The organism is Chitinophaga tropicalis (genome assembly GCF_009758205.1).
Classification (GTDB): Bacteria; Bacteroidota; Bacteroidia; order Chitinophagales; family Chitinophagaceae; genus Chitinophaga; species Chitinophaga tropicalis.
The window spans coordinates 1,249,969-1,266,106 of record NZ_WRXN01000001.1 but is presented as its reverse complement, the minus strand read 5'-3'; the positions used below and the strand labels follow the sequence as shown (position 1 = coordinate 1,266,106).

Below are 16,138 nucleotides of genomic sequence, written 5' to 3'. Positions count from 1 at the left end.
ATTACCAGCCTCCGCCTTTCGACTACAAAAGATGGCTCATTTGTAGATCAGGCACAAAATTATGAATATGCGTCCTGGCTGCAAAACATTTATCCTATACACGGCAAACCTTTTGCTATGTACGAAACACTATGGCGTTCTTACGGGGAAGCACTTTTTTATCGTGATCACGATATCACTTTTTTGTAATGCTGCATCTGCGCAGCATCGTGTCTCCCTCTCTGCCCGGCAAATCACCATTGAGGAAGCTCTGCGTAAAATTGAAGCACAAACCGGCTATCACGCGTGGACGGAAGATGGTGTACTGGAGAAAGCGCACAAAATAGATATCGACGTAAATAACTTAGGGCTTGAACAGGTATTGGAGATTGTTTTCCGTAATCAGCCGCTGGCTTATAAAGTGATCGGACAGACGATTGTTGTTAAACTGAATAAAGAAAATCCGGCTTTACTCTACATCAAGGGCATAGTGGTTTCAGAAGGCCAACCGGTGGAAAGCGCTTCAGTGCAGCTCAAGGGATCTGCGAGAGGAGTTATCACTGGAACGAAAGGAGAATTCTCGTTAGCCAGAATTCCCACCGACACAATACTGATCGTTTCCTATGTCGGCTATCAAACTCGCGAAGTAATTGTTGGCGATGAAAAAGTATTGCAGATTGAATTATTCAAAGCAGCCCAACAGTTAGACGAACCCGTTGTAATAGGTTATGGCACAACGTCCAAAAGAACCAATCCCGGGTCAGTGGGGATTTTGGATAGCAGGCAAATTGGCATCCAACCTGTCACAAATCCATTATTAGCTCTTCAAGGGCGAATACCTGGATTATTTATCCAACAAGCAACTGGTGTAACAGATGGTGAAGTTAAAGTTAGCATCGGTGGTCAAAATAGTATTGCCAGCGGCAATGAACCATTTTATGTTATTGATGGGGTTCCCTTTCCTTCGGCAACACTGATACAGGCTGGTGGTAGAATTCTTGTCAATGGTAGTCCACTCGTTTATCTAAACCCACAGGATATTGAAAGTATTTCAATATTAAAGGATGCTGATGCCACAGCTATCTATGGATCCCGTGGAGCAAATGGCGTGATATTGATTACAACAAAAAAAGGAAATTTTGGGAATACCAAAATTACAGGATACTCTGTAATAGGCATCGCCCGTGTAGCATCTAAAATGAAATTGCTTTCCACTCCTGAATACCTAACGATGCGTCGAGAAGCTTTTAAAAATGATCAGACGGAACCTGATCCTACTGTAGACTATGATCTGTTATCTTGGGATACTACTCGAAATATTGACTGGCAAAAGGAGCTCATCGGCAGAACCGCTTATATTTTCCAGGAAAGATTGTCAATTTCTGGTAGAAACAAGCAGACAACCTATTATGTGTCTGGTGGATACCGCAGAGAGACTACGGTTTTTCCAGGAACCTTTTATAACAGCAAAGGTTCTTTACATGCCAGTTTTAACACCATAGGGGAAAACAGGAAATTAGCTTTAAATTTGAGTGTAAATGCAGCATTGGATACAAAAACGTTACCAGCTCTAGAACCTACGGCCAAGTCATTAACACTTCCACCCAATGCACCTTCTGGCTATAATACTGATGGAACTTTCAACTGGGCGCCTGGCTATGATAATCCTAATGCAAAATTGCACCAGTTATATAAAGCCTGTGGCAATAACTTAATTGCAGACGTAAATCTAGCATATAACCCTCTAAAAGGCTTAAAGGTTAAGGCGAACTTTGGAATTACCTCTACAGTTTTAAAAGAAATAACTCCTGTACCCGTAAATACAATTAATCCGGTTTTAGGCATCACAACCAGCTCTAGCCTCTTTGCCAATAAAGTGGTTCGATCCTGGATTGCAGAACCTCAGTTCGAGTATATTTATTATCTGGGGCCAGGAAAACTGACTTTGCTTACGGGTTTTACATTTCAGGACATATCTACCAATAATGATAACCTAGTTGCCTCAGGATATATCGATCCCTCACAGTTGGAGACAACGAATGGCGCAGCCAATATAGATATACTAGATAAAAACTCTTCTCAGTACCGATATTTTGGCGCTTTTACCCGTCTAAGATACGATCTTAAAAACAGGTACATTATGGAAGTAACTGGCCGGCGGGACGGAAGTAGCAGATTTGCGCCAAATCGCCAGTTTGCAACTTTTGGTGCTTTGGGTTTTGCCTGGCTTATGATGGAAGAACCTTGGTTGAAAAGTAAATTATCAAAGGTTTTTAATTTTGCTAAGTTACGATCTAGCTATGGTATCACTGGCAACGATCAAATAGGAGATTACCAATTTGTTGATACCTGGCAGCCTACAACTTACCCATATGACAATCGTATAGGCCTAAATCCGCTTAGACTTTACAATAGTGAGTATGGCTGGGAAAGTAATAGAAAGTTAAATGTTGGTTTTGACGCAGCTCTTTTGAAAAATAGAATTCAATTTGTGATCAGCTATTACCTTTCTCATTCTTCTAATCAACTTATAGAATATCCCCTTTCTGGTATCACGGGCTTTCCCTACGTTCAAGGTAATCTAGGGGTAATTGTAATGAATAGGGCCGTTGAGTGGGAGATTAATACGCTGAATATTAAGTCAGCCTCTACTAAATGGACAACAAGCCTTAATTTGACAATACCTCGAAACAAGTTGAGAGCATTTCCCAAACTGTTAGGTAGTAACTATGCCTATCAATATATTATCGGAAGAAGCTTAAATGTGTTTAAGGCGTTTCATTTTTTAGGGGTAAATGGGAATACAGGGATATATATCTTTGAAGATGTCGATAAGGATGGCCATATTTCATTTCCCAATGACCTAGCAGCTAATAAAAATGTAGGTCAGAAGTTCTATGGAGGTATGCTAAATACTGTTTCTTATAAGCAGTTAAGCATGGACATTTTTATCCAGTTTATCAAGCAAACTGGTTATAACTATCTATATGGCATTAGCTCAATGCCTGGTATGCTAGCAAATCAACCTAAATACGTATTATCCCGTTGGCAAAATCTACAAAGCCCTGGAGACGTGGAACGATTTAGTCAGCAAGTAAATGGTGTTACCTACACCGCCTATAGTAATTTAATTGCAAGTGACGCAGTTGTTAGTGATGCTTCTTACATACGTGTTAAAAATATTTCGCTTGCCTACTGCTTCTCAGGAAGGATACTAAGAAGAATAAGAACTACACAGGCCAAGTTATTTCTCCAGGGTCAAAACGTATTTACTATTAGCAGTTACAAGGGAGTAGACCCTGAGAATCAGAGCATAAACAATACCCTTCCTCCTCTCCGAATATACATTTTTGGAGTAGAAATCACCTTTAATTAAAAGTCTATGTTTCGAAGAATCGTGCATTTTGCTTTTGTCATCTCACTTATTTTCCTAACAAATACTAGTTGCAAGAAATTTTTATCTGTACGACCACCGAACGGACAACTTACAACTTCAGCTATTTTTGCAAACGATTCCACTGCAACAGCCGCAATTCTAGGTATATATGAAGGATTGTCTTCCGAAAGTGAAGCTTTTCCATCTGGCAGAAAGAGTCTTTCCGTCCTATGCGGACTCAGTGCTGATGAATTAGATAACTATTCAGGCATCCCAGATGCAAAGCAATTTTACTTCAATGATATAAGTCCTGATAATGGTTTGAATAGCGGTATCTGGGATCAGCTTTATGAATCGATATATCGTTGCAACAGCTTGCTGGACGGGCTTAGTGCTTCTTCCAAAATTACATTTCAGGTTCGTCAACAACTATCAGGAGAAGCACTCTTTTTAAGAGCATATTTTTATTTCTACCTGATTAATCTATATGGATCTGTACCTTTATCCACAACGACGACTTATCAAGAGAACGATAAGCTTCAGCGCAGTCCGATTAAAACTGTTTACAATTATATAAAAAATGATCTTATAACGGCTCGTCAATTATTAACAGAGGAATACGCATCTGGCAGAGAGCGGATTCGGGCCAATCGGTCTGCTGTGAATGCGCTGCTTGCTAGAATATACCTTTATACCCATAATTGGGAACAATGTATAACAAGTGCTACAGCAATTATAGGTCGTAAAAATCAATACCAACTCTGCGGCAACTTGACTGATGTTTTTTTAAAAAATAGTTCAGAGGCTATACTACAACTTCAACCTACTGTACCAAGGTATAATACTTTTGATGCAGAGGTGTTCATTCTAAATTCTATTCCAACAGTTGTCGCTTTTCGTCCTGAATTTCTGTCCGTATTCGAGACTGCCGACAAACGCATGACATCATGGATTAGTAGTATTTCGATTGACAATACTACCTTTTATTTTCCATATAAGTATAAAGCCAAATCGGGCGAATCTATCAAGGAGTACCTAATGATGCTCCGGCTGAGTGAACAGTATTTGATACGAGCAGAAGCTTATGCTCAGTTAGGAAGAGTTGATAATGCCAATACCGATATAAATACAATAAGAGAAAGAGCAGGACTATCCCCACTATCGTTAACATCCATTGATAGCACTTTGCAGGCTATTTATAAAGAACGACAAGTAGAGCTTTTCACAGAATGGGCACACCGGTGGCTAGACCTCAAAAGAACATGTCGGGCAGACTATACACTAGGATTTCTTAAATCACCGGGATGGAGATCGGAAGATACCTTATACCCCATACCGCGATCAGAAATAACCCTGAATCCAAACTTGACCCAGAATGCGGGATACTAAAGTTTCCCGACATTGTTTTGTTATGCAGTTTCTTTAGCGACCAATTAAGGGGCTTAAATGCAAGTTATAGACGGACATCTCACGCCCTCTTAAGGCGACAAGTTTATCGTTCCAAACTGCCATATCCCCAATACCATTACCGTCATAATTGGGTACATAAAAACTACCCAAGTATTTAAAGTCATTTACTCTGTATATATCAATTGGAGAAGAGTTAAATGCCAGTTTTCCTTTTTCATTATCTCCCCGTAGTCCACTGTAAACAAATAGCATTCCATTAGATGCACAAGCACGCTTATTTACCTTCAATGGGGGAGCAGAAAATTTAATACTATGCTCACTCTTAACAGCATGTATTTCAATTTTTGAATGGGTTATTGTATCTATTGTCTTGCCATACAATTCATTCTTAAGATTCTTATCGAATGAAATTAATTGATTGCGATAGTAATAGACATATATTAATCTTTCAGTAAGACTATCAAAAAGCAACATGCCATCTGTTGAAAAGACACCATCCTGCTGGTCTTTTAGCAAAGTTGGTCGACTAATGGCCTCCTGGCCATATCTGGCAACTGCCAGGTAATTTCTGTGCATGATGGTATCATAAGTCCGGAAAACAAACATGCTGTCCAGCGGAATGATAAGGTTAAAGTGACATTGCTTGGAGCTCAATGCTATTCCCTTCTTATCTGCTTGTGAAAATGCGAAAATGTTTGGCGTCACTCCTTCGGCTAAGTAGAACCGATCACCATGTTTATAAATTGTAGCGGCCCCCCACCCAAACCGGATTGAATCTGACAGACTCAACCACGAAGTATCTACTTTATCTACATTGTATGATAATTCCAGTATTCGCCCGGATTGAGAATGGTCGCCTAAATAAACCCGATCAACAGAGATACCAATGATATAACAAGATCTTGTACCCAAGTTTTTAATTGCCAGCGGCTCAATATTTTTTTTTAATACTGTTCTGGTAAATCCGTTAGGCGTTCGTTCTCGATGGCTGGCATACTGCAGTAAGAAGGCAACCGATAAAATCCCGGTAAATAACGTCCAGAAAATTTTCATACCTGTTTTCATGTATGATGAGCTTTTAAAGGACCGGATTTACCGGCCCTTTATATGGTTCAACTACCCGGTTTAGCATATCTGATACTTAAATACTGCGTAGTACAATTGATAAGAGCATAATATTTACCGTCATCAGAACCCACAGTACAAATGTTGCTCACTGTTGTTCCACAAAGAGCCTGACATTGCCCCTGCACTTTACCGTAAATATAATCACCGATAGGACGATATCCCTTCATAGAAAAAGCAGCAATACCGGTCATAACTAACAAGCCCGTCATCGCAATTTTTTGAACCTTCATAAAGATTGGATTTTTGATGTATAACTATGCCCACATTCAGGTTGCAGGCGTTACCTTTTTATTAATTGCAGATGGAATAGTCTCAGCGAAAAGCACGCCTAAAAGTGCCAGCCCCGTATATACAATATTAAAGGCCAAGTGTTGTTGCCAATTCATTTCTGAAAGTATGCCACCGCAAGAACATGGCACATATGATGCAAAGCGTATTATAGCAATGACATAGGCCGTAAAAGCGGTCATTAAAAAGAGACTGAGATACAATCCCAGAAGTCTTGTTGCCTCAAAATACAAGAGGGCAACAATACCTAGTTCAAACGCTGGCACACCAATTGATACAGGCTGGACGAAATATGTAAGTACGGGAGACTGCCCAACTTCCGTTCGGAATTTCTCCATATCAGACACTTTGCTCACGGCAGCATATAGAAATAGAACTTGCAGCAGCACTGCAATTATAAACACAATTCGATCCTTTTTCATAACACGTCAATACATGGAAGTTGTGGCTAAAAGTTGGTAAGATTGTTTCCCCCTGAAAGATCATGCTTTATATAACAAAGGCAAACATTAATATGCAACCAGGACTTGACTCCATTTCATAGAAGGGGAAAAGGCATTTCCTTCTACTCCTGAATGCGGATGGCTTTAATCTACAAGATTAAAACCTTTCTAACAAAGTTAGATTCCTTTCTTATAGTTTCAGTTAGGAGTAAATGCTGTAATAGTTGTGATCAATCGTATGAAAACTTAGGAACGGTCGTAATTCGGTGCGTAAAACATTAGCAGCTATTCTGTAACATAAACAGACCATTACGGAGATCCCTCGGGCCTCTCCCCCACTTCCTTTTCACTGCAGCAGAAAATGTCGAATAGTCCTCATAATTAAAGCCATCCGCAATATCACGTAGACACTTATTCCGATCATGCAGCGCCCGGTATATCGCCTCCATTCGAGCTTCATGGTAAAAATCCAACATGCTGGTATTACAATACTGCTTGAAAATAGTTTCCAACTTCCTTGTGTTCATGCCAACCATTCTCGATAGCCCTTCCAAAGATGGAAGCCGTCCTTCATGCAGATGGGTTAGTATCACTGACCTTGCGACTTGCACGGCAGCTTTATAATTAGAAGGCATCCAGATTTCGCTGAAGAATGGAAAGAGCTGGTCCAAGGCTGCAATAATGAGTTTCTCCACCAGCATGTTAGATTGATCTTCTCCCATCACTACTCCTGCCAGGACAAGTTGTGCTATCAATTGATTAACCCGGCCATCATCTTGTATGTCGCGCTCATTGAGTGCAACCAAATCCTGTTCATTAGTCCACGACAATAATGGGGAAATCACCGGGAAAGTATGTTTGTAGCCATTTAACATTTCCACCGGGATGAAAAGAAAAAACAACTCGCTGTTTTCTCTTATGAGGAACTCATGGTCAATTGCTGGGAGTAAATTTATATTACCACGAGCTGCCGCGATATGTTGCATTCTGTTGCGGTACTCGATACTCCCCTGCATTACATAATAAAATATTATACACCTTTCTTTGGATTTAACAAAGCAGTTGTAAGGTTTCCCTCCAGTTAAGAAATGATTAATCCATGCCAGTGTCTGGTTTCGAAATAACTGCCTAGCGACTACATGCGCAGTACGATTTAACCCGAGATAATAGGTGGATTGGTTGGGGAGCCTATAACTAGTTAATGCTTCGGGTAAACTTTTTCCCCATACTGCCGGAGGCGATTTTTTTGATAGAGAGATTTCAATTGGCAAAACGCTGTTCATAGAAATTCACTTTTAAAACCAAAATATGCCAAAAGGCTTTTTGTAGGAACTAAAAAAGTGAGGGCTCTAAGACAAGCAAGCACCTTAAAATTAAGCAATTGTTTTTAAAAAAAGTACTTTAAACCATGGCATATTCATGTTAATGCGATAAACAATATTGCAATATTTTTATCTGATAGGCTACCTTAATCCCCTTTCTGCTTTGTTATTTTTTTCCTGTACTACCCTCCCTCTACTAGTACAATGGTGTCTATTTATAAGAAAGCCATCCAATATCAAGGCAACTGATAAGTCTGGCAGTTACCGGAAAACATTAAATAGACGGTTATGCAGTCAAAAATTGAACAGATTTTCTGCAAACCGAACACAAAGGCTATAACCGAACTTGTTGGGGTCCCGGTTTCCCTTTGCAGATTTAATAATGATAGAATAGCCTTTCTTTGTCGAATGACAGATCCATTCATGACTGATTAATAATAATATTAGCTATTTGCGGAATTTCACAAACGTCCGCCCTACTGGAATCAGAATATACTAGAAAGATATATACCCTAATATTTATAACCTTAGTATTATTTTATGGAACCACTAGTCACTGCAGATACCTTATCTGACGGCATCGTTCAACTTACGCCTGAACAACTTCCTGTACTGACCAATTTTATGACCAGGGCAGACGCATTAGCCATTAACGCAAAACTATTGGAAGAAACTTCCTTTCAGCAATTTCTTACGCTTTGGAACCAACTCCATTGTAAAACAGCTAACCAACAATCACTTATTTCTCTATATGGAGGATATTATTGCCAACAGGCGGCGGAATATTGTGAAAATGGAATAAGCCGGCAAGATTTGCTAATTCATGCGCAGGATCACTATATGACCTTCCTGGAAGATGACAAAATGGAAAAGGAAGTCAGATACTTCGCCCAGTGGCAGCTTGGACTCACCAAAGAGCTGCAAGGAAAAGATTGGGGAGAAGTAGAGGAAACACTCCTAAGTGCCAGTAACTACCACAATGGCCGTGGAGAAGCCATGCGACATGTAATTCAATATTATCGTAACTCTAAGCAATACGGGCTCGGGTATATCTACTCATCTATAGCGAAAGAACAATATCTCGGAAAGGTGCCCGAAGAAATAGGATGGTTCGGAGACGTTCTGTTCTATCAGTGGAAAATATTGTACTATCATACCTCCATTTGCGGTCATATTAAATTTTCCAAGGAGGCAGAAGATACCTTCTACGAGTTATGGAGAATATCTCAGATACATCCTGAATATTTCACTTCTGAACAACTACAGTCTCTCTTCCAAAACATGAAATCTTATAAGTCATGAACAAAGTTGCGCTCAATTTTATTTGCAAAAATGAAGCACACATAATCGGTAGAATGCTTACATCTTCACTTCCAATTATTGAAATGATTGTGGGAGTAGATACAGGCTCAAGTGATGATACAATCAGTATCATTAGTCAATTTGGCATGAATCACAATATACCCACTTTTATTTTTCAAAGGCCATTTGACAATTTTTGCAATTCAAGGAATTATGCCCTAAAAATGCTAAAAGAGAAGGCTAGTGAACTCGGCTGGGATTTGAATACTTCATGGGGTTTTACGGTTGATTGTGACGAACTTGTAAAAATCGAGCCTTCCTTTAAAAAAGATGACCTCACAGCGGACTACTATGCAGTACGTCAACGGATTGGCAGAGAAACATTCACCAGACACGGCTTATACCGATTATCCAAAGATATCTATTGGGAAAGCCCGATTCATGAAACATTAGTTTATACCGATCCTAAAATTGTAAAGCAGTACGAGTTTAAAATTGAAATCATTGAGGAACCCCTTGGCGCCTCCTGGAAGGGTGATGTAGTTGGTAAATTTCTGGGCTACGCAAGTATGCTTGATAAGCACATTAGAGAGGGACACCGAAACTTCCGCGCCGTTTACTTCTTGGGGGACAGCTATAACGCAGCAGCATATTATTGCAAAGACCAGTTGGAGGCTACCAGGCTATATAAGTTGGCCGAAAAACATTTCAATGAAGCACTAACTCTTGAAGCCAAAAATCCAGAGGTCCGATTCATGCTCTTTAAAAAGATAGCAGAAAACAAACAAGCATTGCATTACCCCTGGCATAATGTAAAACGAGAATACATTAATGCGTTTCTTGAGTATCCATTAAAGGCAGAATCCTTAGCTCCTGTAATAGAGCACTACATTGATTATAAAGAGTGGGAACTAGCATATTATTATAGTCGGTTTTGCTATAAATATTTTGTTCAAAACCCCAAGCCGGACATTCGTGTTCATTATAACGATGAATCATTGTATCAATGGCGCTTATTATTCTGTTACTATTTTACCGCCTATAAAAGTGGCAGGATTAAAGAGGCGCAGATGCTATTCTCGCATCTTTTAAATATAAAGAAAGAACATCCTGAATACTTTTCAGATGAAGACCTTATACTAATAAAGCTTCATACTCCCATAGCACTAAAGATTACAGGAGTGCGACAAAGGATTCGAGCGATGTTACAAAGCTTGAATCTCTTGAATAACGAAAACACGAAATTCAGTGCTTCCCCTTTAACAGAAAAGTCAAAAAAGATCCATTATGCTGCGTGAGATTGTAAATAAAAAATCGCCTGCTGGTATTCCAAGCGTCTTAAAATTGGAAACTCAAAACATGCAATATGCGGATATTCTGGATGAGTTCGACCTAAAGTACGAGTACGACGAACCATACCTCCAGGTAGGAGAAAGTAATACTGAAGGCTGGATCTTGGATATATCAATTATGTTTTTTGATATATCCTATGTCCTTAAAAAATTGGTTCCTGTCTTAAAAAAAGAACACATACCTTTTAAAGTTGCAATTGATCAAGAAACTGCTATTCAACTTTATTCTGCCACTTATGGTTATGAGCAGTTGGGAAAAATAATTTGTATTTACCCCATCTCAGAAAAACAAGCACAAGAACTTGCTACAACAATAATAGAATTCACAAGTGGCTTGCGTGGAGCTGCTATTCCAACCGATGCCTACCTTGGTGGTACCTTATACACCAGGTATGGAAATCAAATTAATATTCCATTTAAATATCCTAAAGGGGGGAAATGGCCATTTGCGGGCATTAAAAAGCCACAAAAGAATCGTCGAATATTAAACGGTAGCTACCTGAAAATTGATATGCTTAAAAGTGACATAAAAGGTAATGTCTACCTGGGAATTAACATTAAAAATTGGTGGAAATTCAAATTTGAGCTTTGCGTCATAAAGGAAGGGAAAAAAGATATGTACTTCGATCCTTCAGGACGTACAGTTAAGGATAGGATTGCATTTCAATATAGAATTCAAACCAAATTGCAAAGCCATGTTCCGGTTGCCTCAATCATTGATCACTTTGACCAGGATGACAATGCCTACCTCGTTATGGAGTATATTAATGGAATTCAATTGCAGCAATACAGAGGCGAGCTTTCCCAGTGTCGGTGCTGGTGGGACTTAAACCTTGAAATACAATTGAAGATACTAGGATATCTCCAACAAATTATCACAATTATAGATCTGCTTCACAAGATGGGGTACATTCATCGGGATATTACGCCAGTTAATTTTTTGATACAGAAATCGGGAGAGATAAGAATGATAGACCTGGAATTATGTTACTCAAAGGTTGATTTTAAGGAGGATCCACCATTTAATTTCGGCACCCCAGGATTTATGTCGCCAGAACAGGTAAAAACCAACGACCCAACAATCAAAGAGGATATCTTCGCCATCGGGGCTTTGATGATAACGTTAATCCCTGGATTACACCCCACTCGATTCAGTACAAAATCGTTAAATACACTATCGGAAAGAATAAAATTCTTTACTAAAGATGATTACATAGGAAATTTGATTGCTACCTGTCTGAATTCGGATCCAAATAAACGTCCGACTTTAACTGAAGTACAAAACGATGTTCAAAAGTATATCACCTTCCTTACCAAACATCGCACGCCTCCGGTAGAATCCATTGAAAATCCAATCCCAAGCACCTATATCCAGCGTCACATTCATGCCTATTGTTCCGGCAAGCTTGCAAACTCCCTCGGATTGTGGTATTCACCTAACGTAGACAAACCAACATATGTGGCGAACCGATCAGCAGTCTGCGAGATTAATAGCGGGTGGTATAGAGGAATTGCAGGAGTACAATACGTATTATGTCTCCTAAAAGAAAACGGCTATGACACTTCCTTATTAAAGAAAGAAATCGAAGCGGGCTGGGACTGGTTGCAGATGGAATATCTTGACCAACCCTCGCGGATATCACCAGGATTATATCACGGAAGCTACGGGCTGGCGGTTAGTCTTGCTATCGGCATACGTACCGGATCAATTATTCATGGTGAAAAAGTGCTTGGATATATCCATGCGCTGTTAAGTCAAACCACAAAAGAATTAAGCCTTGGGAAAGGTATAGCTGGGTTAGGATTAACAACAATGTTTGTGGGAAATTATCTGGACACCTCCTTTAAAAATAAAATTCTAGAATACTGTTCCAATGAAATCATATCTCGCCAACAGAAAGATGGATCCTGGAACTTTCCAAAAGAGGGAAGTCCAAGTCAAACACGTTCCTATACAGGATTTTCATGGGGAGCTGCGGGCATAATATTCTTTCTCTGCGAGTATTATCACTATTCAAAGAATGTACGGGTAAAAGAATCCGCTATTAAGGGCATGGATTGGCTAATCACTACAAGTTTTAGGGTTGGTGAAAGAATAGAATGGCCAATGCATCCGAAATCAAAAACAACGGATTACTTTTTAGACTTAGGCAATACCGGCATCATACTATGCCTTCTGAAAGCATATGAAAGATTCAAAATTTCCAGATTTATTGAATTAGCTGAAGCATCTCTGGAAGCATTTCCAAAATATATTATCTCTGAACAACTTAGTTTAGGCAGTGGCTTACCTGGCATTGGATTAACATATCTCCATGCTTATCGCCTCACCCAAAAATCAATATGGCACGATAGAGCAAAGCACATTTGCCAAGTAATTCTTAACACGTACGCAGAAGAAGAGGACGGAGATTCCATAAAATGGTACACGATCAACTCCAGTATGCCAAGTGCAGACTTTCTTGCCGGAAATGCAGGTATAGATTATTTCCTACTCCATTATGAAAAACCACATCTACTAAATGAATCCTTCATTTTATAAACCTTAAATATGAAAAAAGAAACAGTTATTACTATATGTAGAGGCTTACTTATATTACTGTTTATCTACGCGAGCTTTAGCAAAATTTTTGACCCTGCCCTTTCTAAAAGGCAAATGATGGCGCAACCATTTCCAACATTTTTGTCATGGGGATTACTTTTTCTAATACCAGCCTCAGAAATAGTACTATCAGTTCTGTTAATGATTGAGTCAAAAAGTAAAAAGGCATTGTTAGCATCTGTCATTCTAATGGGAATGTTCACAGTATATATTACAACGATCTTACTAAATTTCTTCAACCGTGTGCCCTGCTCCTGTGGCGGAGTAATAGAAAAACTTACCTGGGGTCAGCACTTGGTATTCAATTTATTCTTCTTGGGGGTCGCTTTAACAGGGTATTTGATGTCGAAATCTAAAACGATCAGAAGCAACCTTCCGCAGCATTATACATGAAACAAAGTAAGATCAGACTGTTGGTGTCTATATGTAATTATAAAAACTATTAAACTCAATTTATGAAAACGTTTAAAAATATGCTTATTTACCCTTTGTAATATTTTAGGATTTGCCACGTCCTATTCAAATATCTCACAAAAGAGTCTTGGCCAGACCTGGTAAGTAGTAACAGACCTTACTTGTGGATACTGTTACAGGGCTGATTGTAGGAAATACAGTATGCCGAACACCAAGACTATGTAGTACGTCACCTTATTGAACAGTTCAAACAGTCGGAGGATATGCGCCTCAATGGAATACACCTATCCCAGCAAATAAAACAACGTCTTTTACCCAGGCTGGAAAAATGTATAGATAACTTATTTCACGCGTGAATGATATCCTATAAAAACCTTTAAGTATTATTATTTGTTAATCAAAAACATTAAAAAATGAAAAACGCAAAATTAGGATTCTTTGCATTACTTGGCTTGGTTGGGCTTGCCAGTGCATTTTCAAATGCTCCGAACAAATCTCTAGGATCTACTTACTATGTAATAACAGATGGAGCAAATGGCTATACCTATACCCTTTCTACCAGTTTGCTCTGCAGGGCACCCAAAGCAGGTGTAACCTCTCCCTATTGTACAGTGCAAACAACAGGAGGGTATACACCGATTGCTAACACGCCTATTCCACCTGCCAATGTTGCATCATTCACTCATCCTAACGATATTCATCGCTAGGTCGTTTTAGTGGATTATTGATTTTACAAGTGCCAGATATACTTGGCACTTGTATATTACTTATCCTTTTTCTCCTTCAACGCGAGATTGATCATCGAAATCATCCCAACACCATTATCCAATCTCGGATCCCTAGGTGTTCCCATAACTTTTCCATCTTTGTCAATTAATAATAAAGTTGGATAAGCATTTATGTTAAAAAAAGTAATGATCGGATCCAACTGCCCATTACCACTAGTATAAAGATTAATATTTTCCGGCGATGTATATTTTCCCTTTTTTAAACTTTCCAACCAAATACTTCTATTTTTATCCACACTAATGCTCACAACCTTAAATGGCAATCCTTTATATAAATCGCGTATACTATCTAATAACGGGTGAATTTCTCTACAGCCACCACATGAAGTAAACCAAAAGTCTAATAATAAAACTGTCCCTCTTAGTTGCGACAACCTAATAGCTCTGCCACTTGATCCGGTCAAGTAAAACTCGGGCAATTTTCCCCCTGGTAACTTTGCCTTTAGCATCTTTCTAAAATATTCCAATATAATTTCATCTCTTAAATATGTATGAGCATCATTAGACAAGGCAACAAGTTCATCCGCAACAATATACAACTCGTACTCGCTCAATAAAGCTGCAATTAACTTCTCTCTTACTTCACCAGTGAAATGTTCTGTTACATATTTGTAGCAGCTAAACACAGAAAAGTCTTTACCAATGAAGGTACAAGAATCAAATCGATACTTTTCAATAACATATTTTACGAAATACTCAGAACTAATCAAGCAAGGATCCCCTAATGATGCCTCCTCTATTGTCCGTCGGCCACCATAATAATACTTATTTAACAGCGCTATTCGATTCTCATAATTTAAATTCTTACGAGAGGTTGAAAGATTTAACAACAAATAAATATTTGTCTTAGATGTCAAAATGCTTTGGGCTTTATAGTAGTCTGCAACATTTTGTGGAATAGCACTATGAAGCGAGTCAATAATCTCTAGCTTTTTCTTTCTGACAGTCTCTTCCTTTTTAAATAACTCGTCCAAGTTATTATCATTTAAAATAAAACGCCCTTTAATCTGATTCGAAATCTCCTTTAGCCTATTTGCCAAATAAAATTTCGTTGCACCTGTCCCTTTGAAAGAATACATTGCATCCTCCTCTTTTATTATAACATTATCTCCAGGAGTAACAAGATAAACTAACGAGCTTTTGTCATAGTGAGAAGGAAACCGTATACAGATAGTCGCGGATTTCCTTTGTATTGGCAGATTAATTTGGAAATTTCCATTTTGTGTTCGAATAACATGCTCTTTATACGAAATATCCGACAAGGCATAACCTAAAGGATATTCATAAATAATTACAGTGTCAACTTTCTTTAAAAATGAAAACAGTCCCGAAATCCTGACTGAATCAAGCCCTGTAATTGTGCTCCCCTTGATTTGAAAAGGAATTAAAAATAGCCCAATAAAAATCTTTACTGCAAGAGTTTGCATATGTTTTACTTTTTAGAAATAACTAGTTTATTGAAAGCGAGGTTTCAAATCTTCGCACTTCTTTTTGCAATCCATTTCCTAATAAATTGCTCTCAATGAATTTTAAAAATCGAGGCTAACGTGATTAACATTATTAGCAAGTAAATGAAAACTAGAATAGCTCAAATAATTCTTTAGTTAATTCTAACTACAATGAAATATCGGAAAATGGCAACGAAACAAAAACCCCAGATTACAACAATGATGTCTATTATTCGGCGCAGCACTATTGAACATGCTAATAGCTAAGCAATCCAACTTCATAGAA

Annotated in this window: 12 protein-coding genes; 7 read left to right on the top strand and 5 right to left on the bottom strand. The window is 38.6% G+C overall.

The window, feature by feature from the left end; all coding sequences use genetic code 11:
* Window positions 1-67: 67 nt before the first annotated feature.
* A complete protein-coding gene (locus GO493_RS05340) occupies window positions 68-3,355 on the top strand; it encodes a SusC/RagA family TonB-linked outer membrane protein (RefSeq protein ID WP_157305058.1) in 3,288 nt (1,095 codons plus the stop codon).
* A 6-nt stretch (window positions 3,356-3,361) separates the two neighbouring features.
* Window positions 3,362-4,744: a RagB/SusD family nutrient uptake outer membrane protein gene (locus tag GO493_RS05335; protein WP_157305057.1), complete on the top strand. Its 1,383-nt coding sequence runs from the start codon at window positions 3,362-3,364 to the stop codon at window positions 4,742-4,744.
* A gap of 33 nt (window positions 4,745-4,777) precedes the next feature.
* Here the strand turns inward: GO493_RS05335 and GO493_RS05330 are convergent, their stop codons facing one another.
* From GO493_RS05330 to GO493_RS05315, 4 genes are all read right to left on the bottom strand, one after another.
* Window positions 4,778-5,830, bottom strand: coding sequence for a hypothetical protein (locus tag GO493_RS05330; protein ID WP_157305056.1), 1,053 nt, complete (start codon window positions 5,828-5,830; stop codon window positions 4,778-4,780).
* A 47-nt stretch (window positions 5,831-5,877) separates the two neighbouring features.
* Window positions 5,878-6,123, bottom strand: coding sequence for a hypothetical protein (locus GO493_RS05325; protein ID WP_157305055.1), 246 nt, complete (start codon window positions 6,121-6,123; stop codon window positions 5,878-5,880).
* A gap of 36 nt (window positions 6,124-6,159) precedes the next feature.
* Window positions 6,160-6,603, bottom strand: coding sequence for a MauE/DoxX family redox-associated membrane protein (locus GO493_RS05320; protein WP_157305054.1), 444 nt, complete (start codon window positions 6,601-6,603; stop codon window positions 6,160-6,162).
* Between the two features lie 299 nt (window positions 6,604-6,902).
* Window positions 6,903-7,907 (bottom strand): helix-turn-helix domain-containing protein, encoded by a 1,005-nt coding sequence (locus GO493_RS05315; protein WP_157305053.1) that lies wholly within the window; start codon window positions 7,905-7,907, stop codon window positions 6,903-6,905.
* 579 nt (window positions 7,908-8,486) lie between these two features.
* Here GO493_RS05315 and GO493_RS05310 point away from each other — a divergent pair.
* The 5 genes from GO493_RS05310 (at window position 8,487) to GO493_RS05290 (ending at window position 14,323) form a co-directional block, all read left to right on the top strand.
* Complete coding sequence (locus GO493_RS05310) at window positions 8,487-9,248, top strand: hypothetical protein (RefSeq protein WP_157305052.1); 762 nt, start codon at window positions 8,487-8,489, stop codon at window positions 9,246-9,248.
* Complete coding sequence (locus tag GO493_RS05305) at window positions 9,245-10,546, top strand: glycosyltransferase family protein (RefSeq protein WP_157305051.1); 1,302 nt, start codon at window positions 9,245-9,247, stop codon at window positions 10,544-10,546. Before GO493_RS05310 ends, GO493_RS05305 begins: the two co-directional genes overlap by 4 nt.
* Window positions 10,536-13,142 carry a protein kinase domain-containing protein gene (locus GO493_RS05300; RefSeq protein ID WP_157305050.1) on the top strand — a complete coding sequence of 869 codons (2,607 nt, stop codon included), beginning with the start codon at window positions 10,536-10,538 and terminating at the stop codon, window positions 13,140-13,142. Before GO493_RS05305 ends, GO493_RS05300 begins: the two co-directional genes overlap by 11 nt.
* A gap of 9 nt (window positions 13,143-13,151) precedes the next feature.
* The gene (locus GO493_RS05295) at window positions 13,152-13,595 is read left to right on the top strand and encodes a MauE/DoxX family redox-associated membrane protein (protein ID WP_157305049.1); all 444 of its coding nucleotides are present in this window, start codon (window positions 13,152-13,154) and stop codon (window positions 13,593-13,595) included.
* 434 nt (window positions 13,596-14,029) lie between these two features.
* Entirely contained in the window at window positions 14,030-14,323 is a 294-nt protein-coding gene (locus GO493_RS05290) for a hypothetical protein (protein WP_157305048.1), read from the top strand.
* Between the two features lie 56 nt (window positions 14,324-14,379).
* Here GO493_RS05290 and GO493_RS05285 read toward each other — a convergent pair whose 3' ends face one another.
* Window positions 14,380-15,831: a TlpA family protein disulfide reductase gene (locus tag GO493_RS05285; RefSeq protein ID WP_157305047.1), complete on the bottom strand. Its 1,452-nt coding sequence runs from the start codon at window positions 15,829-15,831 to the stop codon at window positions 14,380-14,382.
* Between the last annotated feature and the right edge of the window lie 307 nt (window positions 15,832-16,138).